At 43.1% G+C, this 19,166-nt stretch carries 16 protein-coding genes and 1 pseudogene; 7 read left to right on the plus strand and 10 right to left on the minus strand.

Features of this window, described 5'->3' with window-relative positions; all coding sequences use genetic code 11:
• Positions 1-113 precede the first annotated feature (113 nt).
• Positions 114-335, plus strand: a complete 222-nt coding sequence (locus F6K37_RS06240) for a hypothetical protein (RefSeq protein ID WP_287248939.1) — start codon at positions 114-116, stop codon at positions 333-335.
• A 418-nt stretch (positions 336-753) separates the two neighbouring features.
• Positions 754-2,235: a zinc ribbon domain-containing protein gene (locus F6K37_RS06245; protein WP_287248964.1), complete on the plus strand. Its 1,482-nt coding sequence runs from the start codon at positions 754-756 to the stop codon at positions 2,233-2,235.
• A 121-nt stretch (positions 2,236-2,356) separates the two neighbouring features.
• Here F6K37_RS06245 and F6K37_RS06250 read toward each other — a convergent pair whose 3' ends face one another.
• On the minus strand, positions 2,357-2,830 hold the full coding sequence (locus F6K37_RS06250; protein ID WP_287248942.1) for a hypothetical protein: 474 nt from the start codon (positions 2,828-2,830) through the stop codon (positions 2,357-2,359).
• 651 nt (positions 2,831-3,481) lie between these two features.
• Between F6K37_RS06250 and F6K37_RS06255 the strand changes: the two genes are divergently transcribed.
• The gene (locus F6K37_RS06255) at positions 3,482-4,351 is read left to right on the plus strand and encodes a pentapeptide repeat-containing protein (RefSeq protein ID WP_287248945.1); all 870 of its coding nucleotides are present in this window, start codon (positions 3,482-3,484) and stop codon (positions 4,349-4,351) included.
• Between the two features lie 343 nt (positions 4,352-4,694).
• Here the strand turns inward: F6K37_RS06255 and F6K37_RS06260 are convergent, their stop codons facing one another.
• Both F6K37_RS06260 and F6K37_RS06265 read right to left on the minus strand, forming a co-directional pair.
• Entirely contained in the window at positions 4,695-7,595 is a 2,901-nt protein-coding gene (locus F6K37_RS06260; protein ID WP_287248948.1) for a TIGR03960 family B12-binding radical SAM protein, read from the minus strand.
• Positions 7,596-7,841: 246 nt separating this feature from the next.
• Positions 7,842-8,174, minus strand: a complete 333-nt coding sequence (locus F6K37_RS06265; protein ID WP_008191243.1) for an STAS domain-containing protein — start codon at positions 8,172-8,174, stop codon at positions 7,842-7,844.
• Between the two features lie 776 nt (positions 8,175-8,950).
• Between F6K37_RS06265 and F6K37_RS06270 the strand changes: the two genes are divergently transcribed.
• The gene (locus tag F6K37_RS06270; RefSeq protein ID WP_008191245.1) at positions 8,951-9,145 is read left to right on the plus strand and encodes a hypothetical protein; all 195 of its coding nucleotides are present in this window, start codon (positions 8,951-8,953) and stop codon (positions 9,143-9,145) included.
• Positions 9,146-9,385: 240 nt separating this feature from the next.
• Here F6K37_RS06270 and F6K37_RS06275 read toward each other — a convergent pair whose 3' ends face one another.
• On the minus strand, positions 9,386-9,781 hold the full coding sequence (locus F6K37_RS06275) for a hypothetical protein (protein WP_008191247.1): 396 nt from the start codon (positions 9,779-9,781) through the stop codon (positions 9,386-9,388).
• A 185-nt stretch (positions 9,782-9,966) separates the two neighbouring features.
• Between F6K37_RS06275 and F6K37_RS06280 the strand changes: the two genes are divergently transcribed.
• Entirely contained in the window at positions 9,967-10,311 is a 345-nt protein-coding gene (locus tag F6K37_RS06280; RefSeq protein WP_008191249.1) for a hypothetical protein, read from the plus strand.
• A gap of 142 nt (positions 10,312-10,453) precedes the next feature.
• Positions 10,454-11,647 carry a hypothetical protein gene (locus F6K37_RS06285; RefSeq protein ID WP_287248956.1) on the plus strand — a complete coding sequence of 398 codons (1,194 nt, stop codon included), beginning with the start codon at positions 10,454-10,456 and terminating at the stop codon, positions 11,645-11,647.
• A 227-nt stretch (positions 11,648-11,874) separates the two neighbouring features.
• Here F6K37_RS06285 and F6K37_RS06290 read toward each other — a convergent pair whose 3' ends face one another.
• The 4 genes and pseudogenes from F6K37_RS06290 to rpsR all read right to left on the minus strand — a co-directional run bounded on the left by F6K37_RS06290 (position 11,875) and on the right by rpsR (position 17,696).
• A complete protein-coding gene (locus tag F6K37_RS06290; RefSeq protein WP_044495721.1) occupies positions 11,875-13,449 on the minus strand; it encodes an ammonium transporter in 1,575 nt (524 codons plus the stop codon).
• Positions 13,450-13,462: 13 nt separating this feature from the next.
• Positions 13,463-14,809: pseudogene (locus F6K37_RS06295) on the minus strand (RNA-guided endonuclease InsQ/TnpB family protein); the annotation flags it as partial.
• Between the two features lie 270 nt (positions 14,810-15,079).
• Positions 15,080-17,137: a ribonuclease catalytic domain-containing protein gene (locus F6K37_RS06300; RefSeq protein WP_008191260.1), complete on the minus strand. Its 2,058-nt coding sequence runs from the start codon at positions 17,135-17,137 to the stop codon at positions 15,080-15,082.
• A 343-nt stretch (positions 17,138-17,480) separates the two neighbouring features.
• On the minus strand, positions 17,481-17,696 hold the full coding sequence (gene rpsR, locus F6K37_RS06305) for a 30S ribosomal protein S18 (protein WP_008191262.1): 216 nt from the start codon (positions 17,694-17,696) through the stop codon (positions 17,481-17,483).
• A gap of 15 nt (positions 17,697-17,711) precedes the next feature.
• On the opposite strand from rpsR, the gene F6K37_RS06310 reads away from it, so the two are divergent.
• Positions 17,712-17,900, plus strand: coding sequence for a hypothetical protein (locus tag F6K37_RS06310; protein WP_008191264.1), 189 nt, complete (start codon positions 17,712-17,714; stop codon positions 17,898-17,900).
• 249 nt (positions 17,901-18,149) lie between these two features.
• On the opposite strand, the gene rpmG is transcribed toward F6K37_RS06310, so the two are convergent.
• Positions 18,150-18,344, minus strand: a complete 195-nt coding sequence (rpmG, locus tag F6K37_RS06315) for a 50S ribosomal protein L33 (RefSeq protein ID WP_071986987.1) — start codon at positions 18,342-18,344, stop codon at positions 18,150-18,152.
• 311 nt (positions 18,345-18,655) lie between these two features.
• Positions 18,656-18,808 carry a hypothetical protein gene (locus F6K37_RS06320; protein ID WP_008191268.1) on the minus strand — a complete coding sequence of 51 codons (153 nt, stop codon included), beginning with the start codon at positions 18,806-18,808 and terminating at the stop codon, positions 18,656-18,658.
• Between the last annotated feature and the right edge of the window lie 358 nt (positions 18,809-19,166).

Below are 19,166 nucleotides of genomic sequence, written 5' to 3' on the forward strand. Positions count from 1 at the left end.
CCACTTGAACTAAGCAACTTGGGCATCAAGGAGTTGGTAAGGAAGGCTCAAAGTACTCTACCCACCTGATAATTTTTTCAGTTATCTTATGACGGTAGAGATTTCCAAGAACTATGGCTTTAGAACAGTGTAACGTTTGTGGGTCTTTAACCAGCACCAACGATGAAATTTGCCTCAGTTGTGGTTATCCAGCTAAAGGTCGGCCAAAGTTAGTTTTTTTCAAGTGGACTGCTATCGGTGTTGCTGTAGTATTTGCTCTGTTTCTCGTACTAGGGGTCATTAACAGAGTTGAGCAACACCTCAACTCTCAACCTTCGACACATATAGACCGGTAAGATAGACCGGTAAGATAGCGTTGGGTTATCAGTCTATCTGTGTCTGCTGCGCGCTGTGTCTGCTGCGCGCAGCAGATACACATGTACTTAGTTAGAAGTTGGCGGACTAATCAGACCATTAGCTGCACCAAATAGATTGATGGGATTTTTGCCATCGGTAATCAAAACACTCTGGATACCAAGTGCTTCTAGAAGTCTTGCCTGCATTTCCGGACCTGCTTGTGCGATCGCTTGAATGGTTTGAGGACCAATTGCTTCTACTTTCTGTCGGTATTCTTCACTCTTAATGTGAGCCTCGCAGTCAAGTCCCGAAAAATTAGGACAAAACTGTATTTAATAGTGCGAACTGGACATTGACAATTTTATAGCGCTAGACTATAATGGCAGTATATAGCAAAAGCTGTACACACCGTTGATGATGCAAAAGAAAGTAGGCGCAGTAAAGAAGATATCGACTCAGGTCGTCCCAGTTGTAGGGATAGCTAAGTCGGTTGAGCTTGAGCTGTTGTCTACGATGAAAAAACTAGGCGTCGTCAGGTCTGAGTCTTACAACAAGCTGGGTAGTATAAGTCATTGGGGACTTGACTGGAAAAAAGCCTACCCAGAAGTCAGGGACTTCAGGAAGCCTGAGTCCCTGGGCTTGCCTTCCAAGTTAATGGAATGGACTGTCAGTGATGTAGCTAAAACTATCACAGCTCAACAAGCGGCTTCCATTGAGGCAGTCATAAAAAAGATCTATAAGAGGTTTCCTGGAAAGGAAAACCAGAAGATCAGAAAGGATATCTCTAAGCAACTCAAAACTTCAGCTTTTCTGGATAATCCACTATTGCACAGACTTGTAAGGAAAGAGTTTCAGAGAGGACATTCTTGGGTCAAGAATCAAGTTGTATACCAACAAGGAGGATACTCGTGTAAACGATTGTCTCGTTATACTTATCAATTGGAATTAGCTGGAATCAGAAGAGGAAAAAGAAACAAACTAATAGTTAGGTCTAATCGAAATATTAAAGGACAGATTAGACTAATATACAACTCTCTACTGGCAAGATTTGAGATTCATTTTTTGGTTAATCACGGGACAGCTGAGATTCCTCCTGAACGTCGAGCGATAGGAGTAGACAAGGGATACACCGAGGCTTTTTATGATTCAGATGGTCAGGCACACGGGAAGAACCTGGGCAAAATAGCAACCATAAAATCCGTTCGCGTAGCGTGGCCTTTTGGCCATCGAATATGCGCCAAAAATCGGAACAGAGGAAAACTCTGGGCAATACATAGGAAGCTAGAAAAAATAGATCCAGCTAAATCAGCTCGGATACTGAAAAATAATCTGAGTCGAAAAACAGAAAACAGTCGTTACAGAAGAGATCAATCAGAGTTGAGGGCGATTATAGGGGCTGCTTCTAAATCCCTCTTCAAAGGAGAATCTCTAAGAATTTTTGCTGAGGATTTAACGCAACCAATCAAAAATAAACGCCAGTCAAAGGCTATGTCTCGCAAGTTGAATAGCTGGATGAAAGGAGAAATGCGGTACTCCTTGCAGAAATGGGCTAATTGGACTGGTTCGGTTGTGACAGAAGTCCAGCCAAGCTACACGTCGCAAATTGACTCCTTTTCTGGCACCTTATTGGGAGCAAGGATTGGGGACAGTTTTATCAGATTTAATGGGGTCGTGTTGCAGGCTGATCACAATGCTGCGAAGAATATCCTTGCTCGTGGTACAGATCAAGGAATCTCCCGGTTTATGACTAGGGTTGAAGTGCAGGCAGTATTGTTGCGTCGTACTGCGCGTTTCTTAGAAGGTATGGATTTGACTTTAGCTGACGCGGTTAAGCTAGGATGGCTTGACCGCAAGCATGCCAAAACTCAAGCTTTTAAGGAACTCCTCACCGGGATGTGAGGAACGTCTAGATAGATGAGCGGGAGGCTTGACTCCAATTGCTACTTGACCGCTCCTCACTCAGACATCAATAAAATGCACCTTGGCCGTTTTATTCGGTTTTATCCCGATTGATGACGGTTTAAGAGTATTCCTTAGCTCTTGCTTCTGCTGTTGCCTGACCTGTAGACTCAATGGCTATATTTTCTGCCTTTGACACTCCCCGTCCTAGAAGAACGGGGAGTGTCAAATCCCCTACCAGTTTCTCGTTTGGATAAAGGGGAAACGGATCTTGCGCGAAACGAATTTCCAGATCACCGTAGCGCAGTCGAATTTGACCATGCTGATCAGCAATGGGTTGACCGTCTTCATCCCGGAGTAATGGATTAGCCACCACACAATAATATCGAGGCGGCACAATAATCATCGGTTCAGGTTTTAAGATCAGCCGCTCGTGATCCCGAAGGGTAATGGTTTGAGGACCAACCTCCAGTCGCGTAACACCAGTATTGTTGTCTAGCACATGAATAAACTGTTGGGGCTTGATGCGAATCACTTCACTAGTTGTTCTAGGCACTTCCATTTTCTTCTCTGTTTTACGCTCAGTTGTAGTCATAGTCTCGGTCTAATCGAACTAGATTACTAAGTTGCCTTCATCGGTCGTAAGTAGTCATACACAATGAAAGTTGACTGATCAGATAAGGGAATAGGGAACGGCGAACCGAGAACATAAAGGGGTTGAACAACGTTAAGGGTTTCAACACAGTTAACAGCATTTATGTTCAGGTATTTAGATACAGTATTGTGCCTATATAAATCCCAAGTCAGTTGTGAGCAAAATTGTTTTACCAAGGGAGCTTCGGATCAGGAAATATCAGGATTCATGTAGGATTGCTATAGTTCATGGTTTATCCCTAAAGCCTAATCAACAATCAACTATTTTGTAACCTGACAGCAAAGGAACTCGCTATAAAACTAAAGTAACCTTTCTTTTTCTGTTCTGCCAAAATAACCCAAACTCGTTATGACTACGTTGAGTTTATGGAGTTGGGAGCAATTTCATCAAACCCCTGGGATAGGAGATGTGATTGCTGATCGGAACATTAACGATGAGGTATGAGGCCACCTTATATTAGGCTTGATAGCATTAAGTACTAACAACTATTAACCATTAATCATTAACCCAACCTCTAAAAATACTAATATTTTTTTTTAGGATATAATCAGGATGATTACTATCTAATATTAAACAAATAAGGGGCATACTATGAATCGTGATGACTTCCTAAAACGCTACGAAGCCGGTGAAAGAGATTTTTCTGGTATTAATTTGAAAAAGGCTAACTTAAAAAGTACTAATTTCAAGGGTGTTTGTCTAAAAAATGCGGACTTGAGTAATGCTGATTTAGAGGAAGCTACTTGGGATGATGTAGATCTAAGTCATGCTAACTTGAGGAATGCTTACCTATACGAAACCACTATCGAAAATTCTAACCTTACTAAGGCTAACTTGAGTCATATAGTAGCCTCTGAATCAACCTTGGAAAACTGTGATTTTAGTGGTACTGATCTGAGTTATGCGGATTTATCTGTAATCTATATAGCTACTAGTAAGCTCAGGGATGCCAATTTTAGTTATGCTACCTTATGTGAGGTTTACGTAGGTGATTCTGACCTGAGCAATGCTAACCTCAGTTATGCCCGTATGCTAGGGGTTGATGGCTGGAAAAAAGCTGACCTGAGTAGTATAAATTTTACCAAAGCTATCTATACGTCATACACTGAGTTTCCGACTGGATTTAACCCATCAAAAGCCGGAGCAATCTTTATTTGTGCCGAGGCTGACTTAAGCGGTTTAGACTTGAAAAATGTCAACCTAGGTTATGAAGAACTGTGTGGCGCTAACCTTAGTCATGCTAATTTGAGTGGTGCAAGACTGTATAATACTGACTTGAGAGCCGCCAACCTAAGTTATGCCAATTTAGAAGGTGTTGACTTTCATGATGCTGATTTGAGTGAGGCTAATTTCAGCCATGCTAATCTTAAAAAGGCTAAATTAGCTAAGGCTGACTTAAATGATGCTATTTTCTGTAACACTATTATGCCTAATGGCAGGATTAAAAATAATAATTGTTAGCTAGATCAATCCAGCTCAGTGAGAAGATAATTATTGGTAATGGGTAATGGCTAATTTTGATTACTCCCGTACCATTGGCTTTCCTTATCAAAGCAGTGATTTTCTTTTCCTTAGACCATTCTTTGAGGCGTTGCTTAATAATGGAATGATTTGAATAGTTTTGTGGAATGGGCATCTTGCCCGTTCCTGACGGTGCGACCCGTGGCGAATTTAATTCTTAATGGGTCAAGCGCACCGGATCTTTTTGGGCAGGCAGGATGTCCACCCCACTCATATTCATTGATTGATTCAGCAACGCCACATTTTTAGCCAATCATACCTTAATTCAGCAACGCCAAATTTCTCAATTGCGCAGAATCAACCGTTGCCGATGAACATGCAACAAACGAAACTCCCGCTGCGCCACCTGCTCCAACATATAAATAATGTGCTCTGGTCGCAACATCGTGCCATCATTCAAACAACTCCCCACATACCGCAAAACCACCCCAGACTCCGCAACCTCCTCTTCACCATCTTTGGATTTTTGGGGTTCGATCACCTCGAAGTCAAATAAGCGATCGCATAAATTCACCCACTGCTTCTTCCCCGACTTCGTAAACCGCTCCCACCAAATTTCCTTACTACCTTTGATTGCTTCAATCCAACCCTGCCACTCTTCCCAAGACGCTTCTGATATTACCTCAACTCGAATCAAATACTCAGCTCTCTCCAACAGCTGAGTTCCCGCAGGTTCCTTCAAATCCACTGCTTCAACCCCATACACCGGAATCTCTTCAGGCAACTGAGACACCAGCCTTTCCCTAAACTCCTCAACTGGCATTTTCTCAGTTAACTCAAACTCCACAATCTCCCCACTGCTAGACGCTCCCAAGGGCAACGCATTAGCAATCATAATCCGAGCATTAGCCCGAAACCCCCCACTATATCGAATTGGCAGTGACGCCCGTCTTACTGCTCTCTCAAACAGACTTGCCAAATCCAGATGACCCAACAAGGTCATATCCCCCAACTTTCCAAACCAAACCCGCAGCCGCTGATCCTTATTAGTATTGGGTTTAAAGTGACCAGCAAATTGCGGAATCTGTGGCGGGTCAATCACCACATTATGACCAAAATCAATCCCACACACACCACAGTGAGAACACCCATCAAAGGAACAATCCGGTACCGTTGCTGCATCTAACGCCCGTTGTAAATCTTCCTTGAGCCAATTCTTATCAATTCCCGTATCAATATGATCCCAAGGCAAGGGAGCATCAAGGGCGTTAAGGGTTGACGGTTGAAGGTTAGCTGGTTGAAGGTTAGCTGGTTGAAGGTTAGAAGGTTGAAGGTTAGAAGGTTGAAGGTTAGAAGGTTGAAGGTTAGAAGGTTGAAGGTTAGTTGGTTGAAGGTTAGTTGGTTGAAGGTTAGCTGGTTGAAGGTTAGTTGGTTGTCGGTTAGTTGGTTGTCGGTTAGTTGGTTGTAGGTTAGCTGGTTGTAGGTTAGCTGGTTGCTCTGAACTTTCAACCTTGGCCTTTTGGCCACGCTTCGCGAACAACCTTCCAACTTGCAACTCTTCTACACCCGCCATCACGTTCCATTCGCCATTTTCTACTTGGCGATATTTCCAGGTCAGACCTGATGAAGCGATCGCATTTTCCCAAGCAGCAAATGCCCGATCCAAGCTTTCCATCCAGGAGTCCATCCCTGCCCCCAATTCCCAAGCACGGCGCACCACCGCACTTAAGCGTCTGTCACCCCGTCCCACGAAATCTTCCATGGCCGAAATCCGAACATCGGTGTAATTAACCTTCACCCCCCTGATCTGACCAAATACTTGTTTGAGTAATTCCTGCTTGCGTTCAAACTCCGAAGTCGATACGGAATGCCACTGGAATGGGGTGTGAGGTTTTGGGGTAAAATTAGAAACAGTTATGTTAAACTTAATGGTTTTTCTGCCTTTAGCACGGCACTCCTGCTGCAACCAACGCACCGTTTCCGCAATCCCCAACACATCCATATCCGTTTCACCGGGCAAACCAATCATAAAATAGAGCTTGACTTTCTCCCAGCCTTGCTCAAATGCCGTCTTTACTCCCCTGAGCAGTTCTTCATTAGTCAGTCCCTTATTAACAATATCCCGCATCCGCTGAGTTCCTGCTTCTGGGGCAAAGGTCAAGCCACTCTGCCGATTGCCCCCTAGGATATTGGCAATATTCTCATCAAAGCGGTCTACCCGCTGACTCGGTAGGGACAAGGAAATATTCTGATCCTTAAGACGATTTTTGATTTCCATCCCCACCGCTGGTAGAGCCAGGTAATCCGAACAACTCAGGGATAGAAGGGAAAACTCGTTATACCCTGTAGCACGCATCCCTTGTTCAATAGCTTCCACCACTTTTTCTGGTTCCACATCCCGCGCTGGTCGAGTCAGCATCCCAGGTTGGCAGAAGCGACAACCCCGAGTACAGCCCCGTCGCACTTCGATCTTGAGTCGGTCATGAACCGTTTGGATATAGGGTACTAGTCCAATAGCATAGGCAGGCATCGGTGTAGCCACACGCCGCAAAATCCGCTTCGGCACATCAGGGCGGTTGGGTTTAACTGAGCCATCCTCAGTCATATCATAGAATTGGGGGACATACACCCCTGGTATCTGAGCCAAATCCAGGAGTAACGCTTCTCGACTTAAGCCAGCTGCTTTGCCTTCTTCGATTACTAAGCCAATCTCTGGCAACAATTCTTCCCCATCGCCAAGATCAACAAAATCTAAGAAATCAGCATAGGGTTCAGGATTCGATGTCGCCGTTTGTCCACCTGCAAAAATTAGGGGTATTTCCGATATATCAAACTGAGCACGGTCTTTCCAGGTCAGGGGAATTCCTCCCAAATCCAACATTTCCAAGATGTTGGTTGCCCCTAATTCATAGCTAAGGCTAAAGCCAATAATATCAAAATCTTTCAGAGGTCGCCGATTCTCGACAGCAAACAGAGGGGTTTGAGTGGAACGTAATTTAGCTGCCAAGTCTGGGGCAGGTAGATAGGCGCGATCGCATAATTGCCTAGGTTGATAATTCAATATATTGTAGAGGATGATATGGCCTAAGTTAGAAGCCCCCACTTCATAGATTTCTGGATAAGTCAATACCCAGCGTACCTCAGCTTCTTCCCAAGGTTTATGGACTGCTCCCAACTCGTTACCTAAGTAACGGGCTGGTCTGTTGATGTCTGGTGTTAATATTTCCTCTACAGTGATTGCCATAGAAACTTTATTACTGCTTTCAATGCAGTTAACCCTGATCCACCTTTGATTTTATCAGTACTCAGGCTAGAGATAAGGGGGTGAAGGTGGATGAAGTGAGGGAGATAATAACCACCATACTTCTTAACTGGTATTTCCCTATCTCCTCCCATCATCATCGCTGTAAGCACTTAATCTTCCCAAGATTTCCTATGATTTTGCTGCACTCAGAGCCATTGAGTTAGCTTCCCAACCTACTCCAACCCCCTAGAGGGCTGTAGCAAAAGCCTCATGGCTGTCAAAAATCTCAAACACCCCATCTAATTTAGTTAGCTCCAGCATAATTCGAATTGAAGGAGCTACGGAGCAAAGACCAAAGCGCCTCTCTAGACTTCTTGCTAGCTTCAGACCATGAATTAAGGCCATTAAGCCAGCACTGTCGAGAGACTCTAACTGATGCATATCAACCAACAAAGCCGAATCCTCAGCAGCCACCACAGCTTCTGTCAACTGACTTTTAAACTCAATTGCATTAGAAGCGTTAATATGACCGGAAGGTTGAATAATTCTTAATTTTGCACTCAGGGTCGCCTGTGTCATGAGTAGACTCCTCACTTGGTCAAATCCAATAAAATTTTATAGAGAATATATTGAAGATAGTATGGAATTTCGCTAATTCCATACCACTTCTGATAGACTTTGCCGAATCTTTACAGATTGCTAATGGTTTTTGAAATCTTCATTAAACTTACCATCAAAATGTATCATATATTACTTTTTTTCAAGTTAAGTAATTTATTTTTCATTTCCGATGGTCTAAGTTGCTAAGAGCATGGCTCAGTTGATGCCTATAAGTAGGGATTAAATTTTAATAATTTTTGTTACGTTAACTAAATAGAGCTGCCCTGACATAGAAATATAATACTTTTTGTTATAGGCTTGAGCCAAATGTTTAGCCTTAGATAAGTATAACGTTAACTAGGGTGTAGAGGCAAGTAGTACTAAGCAGTATGTCCTTATAACTGCCTTAGGTGCGCTTGACCCATTAAGAATTAAATTCGCACCTATTGGTGCGCGCCTCCAAGGGCGAATAAATCGCCCTTGGGTCGCACCTATTGGCTTTGCCAACGCTACGCGAACGGGTCGCACCTAAACTTCAATACCTCTAACCCTTGAAACGGCATAGCTTCTTCCGTTCAGGTTAAGCTTTCTGAGTTAAGTCCAAAAGGCATATAATATATATGTAATATATATGTCAGAGAGTACCAATCCACCTCATCAGTGATTTAGATCACATACCAATAAGATAAAGATCACTATAGTGGCTAGTAATTTCAGAAGACAATAAAGTTATATGGAATTGTGGGTAAGTAATTGTGAAAACTACATTTGTTATTCGTCAACTAGTAGAAAAAGCCCTCTATATTAGGAAATTGACTCCTGATATAGAAAATGCAATTAACTACGAACTAACTCAAACTGGTTACATCTCTGATGTGGATTACGAAGCACTGGAATTATTAATGTCTGAGATGGATGCTGGTCGTGTACAGCTAGTTCCGAGTCACTAGAAAAAGTGGTTATAAACTAAGGCTAGACCAGCTCGGAGGCTTGGTAACTACTCCATGACTTTTAGCCATGACTTTTAGCCATGACTTTCAGGGTTGGGGCAAGCTCTGACAGCTACATGTGGCAAAACCCCTACAACTTTAGTTTACTCTCCTAAGGGGTCTGACTTGCTACTGCTTGAGTCGTGATCAGATCACCATTGAGTTGGCAAAGTCCTATTACCGATTAACCATTAAAAAAACTTAAAACTTTTCAGGATAAGCTTGCCAAACTGCACAGATAAAATAACTTAGTTGCTGGCGAGCATCAGGGTCACTTTCTACATTGACATCAGGGTCATCTAACCGAACCAAGAGGGGAATTACTTCAGTGTCTAAGGCTAGTCGTAATAAACTCGCTGGCCAAAGTAAATCCGGTCCAGAGCGTAGGTCGTAAAGAGTAAGCTGTTCAGGGAGTTCCACTGGCACAGGCTCTTGACTATGCAAGGTGACCAATATCATAGAACGCACCCAACACATTTGTCGCGATGACACAAATTCGATCACTTCAGCGTATAAACGAGTATTGTCATGCTCTAAACAAATAATCTGATGAGGCTGGAACTCGTAAACCAAACTCCTTGATAGGTCTTTATTCACCAGGCATCAATTCCTAAATTGAGTCATTGCGATACAATATAATGTTCATATTACCAGTTTGGTTAACGGGGGTATTAGACCCAGATTTGCCATGACTGGAAGTCAGAGGCTGTCTCACTGCTCATCTTTGCTATGATGTATTAATTCAACTTAGTCTCAATAGATTTAATACCATAGCATAGATTATGAAAGTCCAAGTTTCAGTCGTGTTTAGCAATCCCGTGGATTTCGTTAATTTTTCTCATCAGGCACTGCCTCGATTTTGCGTCGATCTGCCTTTTAAACCTCGCGCTATCCCAGTTGAAGAACTGTTGCCCAACGTCCCTATGATTGATAGCAATTCAGACGATTGGACAACAGACCTGCCCTTCGAGCAAATAGAATACAAGGAAGAAGGAGCAGAGGAATATGCCAAAATGGTAGTAGTAGTGGAAATCCCACAGGATGATATGCCCTTGTTTGAAGATGTAGTTAAGTCGTTTGGGGGAAAGATTATGCCATCAGAGGGGTTGGATGTAATGGACATGTAGTGGACATGTAGTTTACACCCCATATCTTACCCATAACCTGGCTTGTAGATCATAGAAATTCCTTGTTAATCTTGATCGAAAATTCAAGACTATCACAAAATATGTTTGAAGGAAAAATAGTCTGGAATACACAAGGAATGAAATGACCTCTAAGCAGGATAAACCTGAGGTGGCTAAAATCCTCGAACCATTCAAACTCGCATTGGCTGAGCATCTGAGTAACCCTGATGTTGTCTTAGACGAGGTACTGGCATGGACTGGCTCTCAGCCTTTTTTGACCCAGAAGCTTTGTCAAGTTATCCTTGACTCTAAATCTCCCATCCCTGTTGGTGAGGAAGCTCTCAAAGTCGAAGAACTAGTCAAAACTCACTTCGTTGAAAATTGGGAAACTCAGGAAGCCGCTGAACTTCTGCAAGATATTCGTAGTTTCTTGCTCGAAGAACAATTCCTGCGGCTATATCAGAAAATTTTGCAGGGAGTCATGATGGCAAATGACAGTTGGGAACAAAAAGTGTTGCTCAACTCCGGTGTGGTGATTAACCAGGGGGGAAATTTAAAAGTTTCTAACCGTATTTATGAGGTTGTTTTTAATCACAGCTGGGTAGCTCAAGAGTTAGCACAGTTGACCAGTACAGACTATTGGTTGGCATCTGAGCTGACGACAGATGCTACTGATCAAGCCATCGCCATTGCTTTTCCTAACCTACCAATCACCCCAGTTACTCAAGACCAAGATCTCACAACTGACCAGCCTAAACACTCAGAGCTGACAACTGATGAACCCAAACACCCAGATCTAACAACTGACGAGCCCAACCAATCAACTGTAGTACCTTTAGAGCCAGACCAAGCCACAACCTTGGCTACCTCATCAGCTAGCAGAATCCCATCACCCATTAGTTTTTGGGGTGGCTTGATCGCCTTGTTTCTAGTCATTACCTTTGGTGTATTTCAGTGTACTAGTGCTAGAAGAGCAGACGATCAACTAAAAAACCTTGCTTCTGAGGACATATGCAGACGCCAATTTACTACCAGAAAAGAACAAATAGAGCAACTTAGAAAGATAAAGAGTCAAAATAGTGCTTTTCCCAAGCTATGTCAGTCAATGTTAGATCAATTGCAGTTTTCCTATGCTATAGAAGAGCTCGCTAGTCAAGGTGAATTCAAGCAAGCTACTATAAATCTTTGTCAAGTATCAGAGCGTTACTACCAGTTTAAACAAAAATCTCTTCCACGTTTTTTCCGTCGATGGGATAGGAATAATGAGAATTATGCTAATTGGTTGAGAAACTATCTAATAAAATTAGATTGTCCAGCTGCTAAATATTTGGGGTAATCAATTGTTAAATTGTTAAATTGTTAAATTAAATTGTTAAATCAGTAGTTGTGGCAACAGGGAACAGGGAATAGGAAATTCATGCATGGATTTTTAGCAAACAGTTAACTAAATAACTAATTAATTTAACTAATTAATCTAACTTAATAGACTGGTTTTAGTCAATAAAAATTTATTTTATTGCCTACTTTTAAAGACTTAGCTATTTACTGATAAGCCAGATTCTTCTAAGGATTATAAAAAACTCCATCGCTACCACTGATTTCTTCTTCCAAAGATACCCTAATTCCTCGACGAGCAATTTCAAAAATAGTTAAGATAAATTCTCCCAATTGAAAATATTGGGTTTGACGTAATTGTTTCCTATGGCGTTGTTTGCCGCTAATCCGCTCATTGATATGGCTTGCATAATATAAAATTAGGCTAACTAATAGCCAACCTAATAAACTCAATAGAGCTGTTACAATGATAATAATCAGCCAGCCTAAGAACTGACACAACACTTGTAATAATGGATCGTCATATACATCAAGTTCCGAGTACAACAGAGAACTATTGCTACTAAAGATTCCTAAGGCAATCGTTCCCCAAAATCCACAGAAAAGGTGAACAGGAATCGAACCTACGGGGTCGTCAATTTTCCAAACTTGTAGAAAATATTCGCCTAAAAGGACAAAAATACCGCTGATAGAGCCAATTATAAATGCACTTTTGATATCTACAAAAGCAGCTGAGGCTGTAATTCCCACCAACCCACCTAAAATGCCATTGATAATTGAGGCTAGACTGGGTTTTCCCAGGATAATTGGACTAAAAAATACGCTGGATATTCCACCAGCTGCTGCTGCCATCATGGTAGTTGTGATGGTATTAGCTACATAATCGAGATCCTTTGCTGAGCCACCATTAAAACCAAACCAGCCCAGCCAAAGAATTAAGCAGCCTAAGGTGGCTAAACCCAGATTATCGGCAGAGAACTTTTCAGTTTCGAGACCTTCATATCTATCTGTTCTTAAATTGTAGCCAAAACGACCTTGTCGTGGCTTTAGTAGCCAAGCCCCTACCAAGCCAGCCATACCACCAACACTATGGACTACAGTTGAACCCGCAAAATCATGAAATTTTAGCGCCTTGGCTAGCCAACCATAGTGTCCCCAAACCCAGTGACCGGTTACGGGATAGATAAAACCAACCAGGAAAAAACTAAATAGGAGAAATGCCCAGAATTTTACCCGTTCAGCAACAGCTCCTGAAACAATAGTGGCTGCAGTTCCAGCAAAGACTAACTGAAATAAAAATAGAGCCGCAAAGGAGCGATTAGACCAATCTTGATTGAGACAATTAAATCCTGATTCTGGAAAACCAAGATTTCCAAATTGGGGAAAGGGAAGATTAAAAAACAACCCCTTTTGACCCACTAAACTTAAACTATTATTTTCTCCTGGAACACAACTGTAAGTGATGCCATCACCAAACATTAAGCCAAAGCCAACTAGCCAAAAGGCTAAGGCTGATATACAGAAAACTATCAAATTTTTAGCCAAGACATTAGTCGCATTTCTCCGTCTACATAACCCGGCTTCTAACATGGCAAAGCCAGCATTCATAAAAAAGACTAGAAAAGATGAAACTAACAACCAGATAGTAGACAGGTTAGTGAAATTATTCGTGTTACTATCTTGTGCTACTGCTACACCAAGCCATCCCAGCAGGATGGTAATAGCCAAAGATAGGCAGAAGTACCAACGGCTCGGTACCCGGATGATTTGGTGTTTTAATCTCTTGTACTTATGTCGAGACATCAAAGCAAGCTTTCTAGTTTTTTGACACTCCCCGGTCGCGCATACGCGGGGATTCTTCATTCAACGAGCCAGCTTGCTGAACCTGGCCGGAACCAAGAACAGTAGAGGCCGATTCTCCTGAAGCGTTTAGATCTTTTAAGATCCAGGTTCCGGTGTGCCCCACCGTACCCAAGGCTTTCTTAAGGATGTTTATTGCGGCGTTGTGGTCTCTATCTAACTGACAACCACACTTGCACGTATGAGTCCTAGTTGATAGGGACTTTTTAACTTCTTCGCCACAATTGGAACAGTTTTGGCTGGTATATGCAGGATTTACTGCAACTGTTACCTTTCCGAACTTGGTGCCAAAGTGCTCCATCCATTTCCTAAACTGATACCAACCTGCATCATTAATAGACTTAGCGAGGCAGTGATTTTTTACTAGGTTCTTGGCTCTTAAGTCGACCTAGGCGACCAGATCGTTAGAACAGATTACGCAGCGCGCCGGAGACGAAACCTTAGAATAAAGAAGCCTTAATAACAAAGATTTAACCCTTTTATGCATAGCCGACTAACCATAAAGGCTTCTTTATTCTAACGGTAACTTCGTTCCCAGTCTCTTGGCGTTCTCTTCACGTTGCCTACTTATCTTAAGGTGCTGTCTGCCTAGTCTATTAACTGCTTTATTTCGATTGGATGAGCCTTTCTTCTTGCGAGAAACTCGACGCTGGTAGAACTTAAGGCGTTTTTCTACCGTTCTGTAAAAGCAGGGATTTGGTTCAGTTTTTCCAGCGGAATCAGTGTAAAAATATTTTAGTCCAACATCCAAGCCGATAGCTGTCCCACTTGGCTCTAGTTCCTCTTTGATATCAACTGAAACACAAAACTGGACATAATAACCATCAGCCCGGCGAACTATACGGACTCGCTTTATTTCCTTTTTATCCAAGCGCCACAAGTCCCATGTACCTTTAAGCTTAAGCTTCCCAATACCCTTTTTATCACTAAAGGTGATTGACTTCTTGTCAGGGGATAACTTCCATCCAGACTGTTTATACTCCACTGAGCGGCAGTTTTTCTGGAACTTAGGAAAACCTTTCTTTCCAGGTACTTTTTTCTTGCAGTTATCAAAGAATCGAACAATTGATGACCATGCTCTTTCAGCACTAGACTGACGAGCAGTAGAGTTTAATTCATTAGCAAAAGGAAAGTTTTTAGCAAGGACTGCACTGTACTTATTAAGGTCAAATTTGTTGACCCCTTTATTTTCCATCCAATACCTGAGGCAGCTATTACGGATGAACTGGACTGTCCGGATAGCCTCGTTGATCCCAGAGTATTGATGTTTTTTTCCTTTCGCCTTGAACTCTAAAATGATCATCAGCTTCTTAAAGTTACCGTAAGAATAGGGTCGCCTTATAACAACAGTTTTAACCCTTTTTCCATAGCCGACAAACCATAAAGGCGACCCTATTCTAAGGTTTCGTCTGGGACCTAAACTGTTCACTCCCTTATTTTACAACATCCAGACTAAAATTCCGGATTTTCCTGAAATATTTTTCTAGGCGCGTCAAGCCGCTGTGAGCCTTCATCCCCGGTCATTAGACACGGGGTTTTCGGCTTTGGGGGATTTTTATAAAAGGACAGAGATTTACGCGAATCTGTTCACAGCAGAAGCTGAGCCATCTTCTAGCTTTGAGTTAAAAGGAAGCTGAGCCTCTGAGTTCGCTAGTTCTTGAAAATGAATAACTTCTTTACGGGGATCAGCATGACTGACTTTGACGTGTAAGCGATCGCCTAATTGAACCGAACGCTGGAAACGCATGGGCAATTCTAGACCTAACTCTTCTAGGAGAATGTTGCCCTTATTCTCGTTTTCTCGCCACCAACTGAGTACTAATACTTGCCAAACCTGATTCGGGTTACGCCGCAAATATTCCAATCCCCAATATTTGTTGGTATCACGTTCTACTTCACTAGCATCCTTAGCTGTTCTGGTTACACTCTGCATCGTTTCGAGCAAATCTTCAGCTTCAAAGGGTAGGGGGTCACCCCGTAGATGAGCTTTCAGCTGGAAATGAGTCATTAAGTCAGTGTAGCGGCGGATCGGAGAGGTTACCTGGGTGTAAGTTTCCAAAGCCAAACTAGCGTGGCGTGTTGGGGTAATGCTCATTTCGCTTCTAGGCATACACCGACGCATGGCACAGAACCGCACTGGACCGGCTGGCAATAGCAGCAGTTCTTCTTGGGATGGAAGTTCTGGCTGGGGTTGTCCTCGGAATGGTAGTGGAATTTGGTGCGCTTGACCATAGCGTCCAGCCACTTCACCTGCCAGAATCATCATTTCTGCCACCATTTGCCGTGATGGTGAATCTTCTAACACCTCAATGGTAATTTGGTCATCATTTCCCACCTTGATTACCGACTCTGGCATATGGATGCTAATCGCCCCCTGAGACTTGCGCCACTTTTGCCGACGCACAGCCAAGTTAGCGATCGCAAACAGTTCTGTTTCTGCCTGTACCCCTAACTGCAACATTTCATCTACATCTTCATAAGTCAGGCGATAGGTGGGTTTAATCAGGCTGGGGTGAATCTGATAGTCATAGATGGCACCATCTTGATCCAAGATCACGCCAAAACTGAGTGCGCCACAGACTTGACCTTGAACCAAACTCATTGGACCAGTTGCCAGTTCCGATGGGAACATGGGAATCATGCCCGTGGGTAGATATATGGTGGTACTACGCCGTCGTGCTTCTAGGTCAAGATTATCCCCTGGCATTACCAAGCGGGTTGGGTCAGCGATGTGAATCCACAGACGCTGAGTGCCATCCTCTAGATCTTCTATACTCAAACCATCATCTATTTCTTGGGTACTTTCATCATCTATGGTGTAGAGTTTCAGATGAGTTAAATCCAAGCGATCTGAATCTGGGTCAGTAGGAGGATTTGCCAGGTATTGCTGGGTCAATTCGAGTACCTCACGACGAAATTGAGTTGGGATTTTATGACGCAGCAAGTACTTCTGGTGAGGACGCCACAAACCCAAATTTATCAATAAATCGAAGGCATTTTCTGGGTTTTGAGGGCGTTTTAGTGCTTCCAGAGTTTCCTGAACTGCACGAGATGGTTTATCTGGTTCACTAACGAACCGTTCTAGAGCATCAAAGCGAGTGCGATCGCTATCAACCCACTCTACTTGCTCACCCCCTAACTTTTGCTGTACTCGCTTCAAAAATTCTTCTTGTTCCTGGTGCTTTGATTGAGCCGCTGCCAGTTGATGCTTGATTTCAGCCACCATGCTAGCGGAGCGGGGTTCATAGGTTTGTGCTTTTTGTTTAAAATAGATTTTGTCTTCAAACAGAATACAGTGTGCCGCATAGCACTGGGGTGGACTTTGCTCAGAAAATAATAACTGTGCCATGTCAGCACAGGTAACCGCCTCTCCTTCTTCCACCAGTAATTCCCAAGCTAATTCTAAGCTATCTGGGTCTAGATAGGGTTGTACTCGAGCAATAAACTCTGGTATTTGTGATGGCTCATAAGTAGAATCTGCCACTGTGTAGGTGACTTGTCGAGGATGGAGCTTGTGCAGTTTCCCCCGTTGATCCAAAGCAATCAAGTGGTTCTTGCCCTCTGGACGATCGACAACAGCGAGATGGCGTTCTCCTTGTAAGCGAAATTCGATTAGTGTTCCCTTTTCCACCAGTTCTGATAACCCGGGTAGCGTTTACCAAATCCACCTCCCCCCAGTCTATCCTGTGTTGTTGAGATACCCAACTCGGCAGACGGGGTCAAGTCTAAAGTCTGAAGTCTGAAGTCTGAAGTTGTCAGTGGTCAGTGTAACTCCTGGTTGGGTCGCAAGTTTTTAGTTAACCATGTCTTGATGCAGAGCGCGAGTGGGGGAATTCCCCGTGAGGCCACTGCATCGCGCGCCTCAGCCATCGATCACCCCATTTCATCCTTCATCCTTCATCCTTCATCCTTCTTATTTGATATTTCATTCTTCACACGGGAAATATCCCAGAGGAAGACCGTGATTGTTCACCTTAACCTTCTTTATTAATATAGGGTAGCAAAGCCAAGAACCTTGCTCGCTTAATGGCTGTGGTTAGCTTTCGTTGTTGTTGAGTCGTTAGATTAGTAATGCGGCGGGGTAGGATTTTTCCCCGTTCAGTGATAAACTTGCGCAGCAACTCAACATCTTTATAGTCGATCGGTTCATCGGGTTTGATCGGAGAGAGACGTTTACGAAAGTAAGTCATGATTGGTTGTGATTGGTGATTGGTTATTTAGGTTACTGGTTACTGATTATAGTCATTTGTTCTTTGGTAAGTATTCAGCTATCAGCTATCAGCTATCAGCTATCAGTTATCAGTTATCAGCTTATGGGCTATCAGTTATCAGCTTATGAGCTATTAGCACGCTACTTAAGCTGCTTAGGTTTCTTTTATTCTGACGGCACCTGAAGTAGAGTGAGCCATTCGCGTAGCGTGACTCAAAGGCCAATGTTCACGGCTGACCACTGAATGCTTACAATAAAACAGGTAAGCATTGGTTTAAGCTGAGTTACTTGAGCTGACCGCTGATAGCTGACCGCTGAACGCGCACGCGTGTGCGTAGCACATAAGCTGAATACTTGTTCTTTGTTGCTTGTTCTTTGTCAATAGTCCATTTTCAATTAACAAATTCAATTCACAAATGACCAAGGACCAAATCTATTTGATTTCTTTGTGAATCATGTGCTTGTTGCAATGGGTGCAAAATTTCTTCAGTTCCAGACGTGATGATGTGTTACGGCGATTCTTCCTAGTGGTATAGCGGGAAACACCAGCCGAGCGCTTATTGGAGTAACTGCGACATTCAGTACATTCTAGAGTAATAACGATTCGGACACCTTTCTTACTTGCCATAGTTTTTTTTCTAAGAACTCAAATATTACAATTAAACACAATTTACTATTATCTCATGGGATGCCCCAGTCTATCAAGTAGATGCAAAATTGCTCAAGTCTCGGGAAAAACCTCACGCCTTGTTGGCACCATCATCGTGCAGGGCAATCTGGTCACTGACAAGGGCAGCCCACAGTAGTATCCTTGAAATGCGATTAGCTAGACCAATCAAGCCAATCATCATCGCGCTTTAGTGCAGCGAAGCCAACTATGCTCTCCAGTTTAGTTAGAGTCAGTAACCGGTGCAAGGGTAACGAATCTAACCTCAAGAATCAAGATAACCGAAAGCCCACTACCCTAAACTCTGAGCCGGATTGGTGTATAATAGCACGACTCCCGTAACTAGCCAGACCAACTCGAAGATCAGCATCTGCAACATATAAAAGCCAAGAGTATTTTTGATCAGGAGTGAGCTGACCAGCCATACTCCTACAAAATCGATATCGAAAGCAGCAGCCCGCCACTCTATTGCTATAGCAGTCGCCAGGGCAGTTAGGACATGACAAAAGTCTCACACCCTTTGTAAGCGATGCAGAGGTGCGACCCGTGGCGAATTTAATTCGCCAACGGAAAGCGCACCTAAGCGGTCTTGGGGGTTTCCCCCATGAGCGACTGCATCAAGAAGCGCAAGAGTTTGACTTCTGACAAATGACTTGGGTGTGGCTCTTTTGGAAAGACGTTTGGTCAGGTTTAGAGAGGTATCGGAAGAGTAGGAGGAGCAGTAATAGAGCAACGAGCTTGAATTAGTCGTTTCATCAAAGGAAGGCCATCTTTGTACAAAGA

Source organism: Moorena sp. SIO4E2 (genome assembly GCF_010671945.1).
Taxonomy (GTDB): domain Bacteria; phylum Cyanobacteriota; class Cyanobacteriia; order Cyanobacteriales; family Coleofasciculaceae; genus Moorena; species Moorena producens.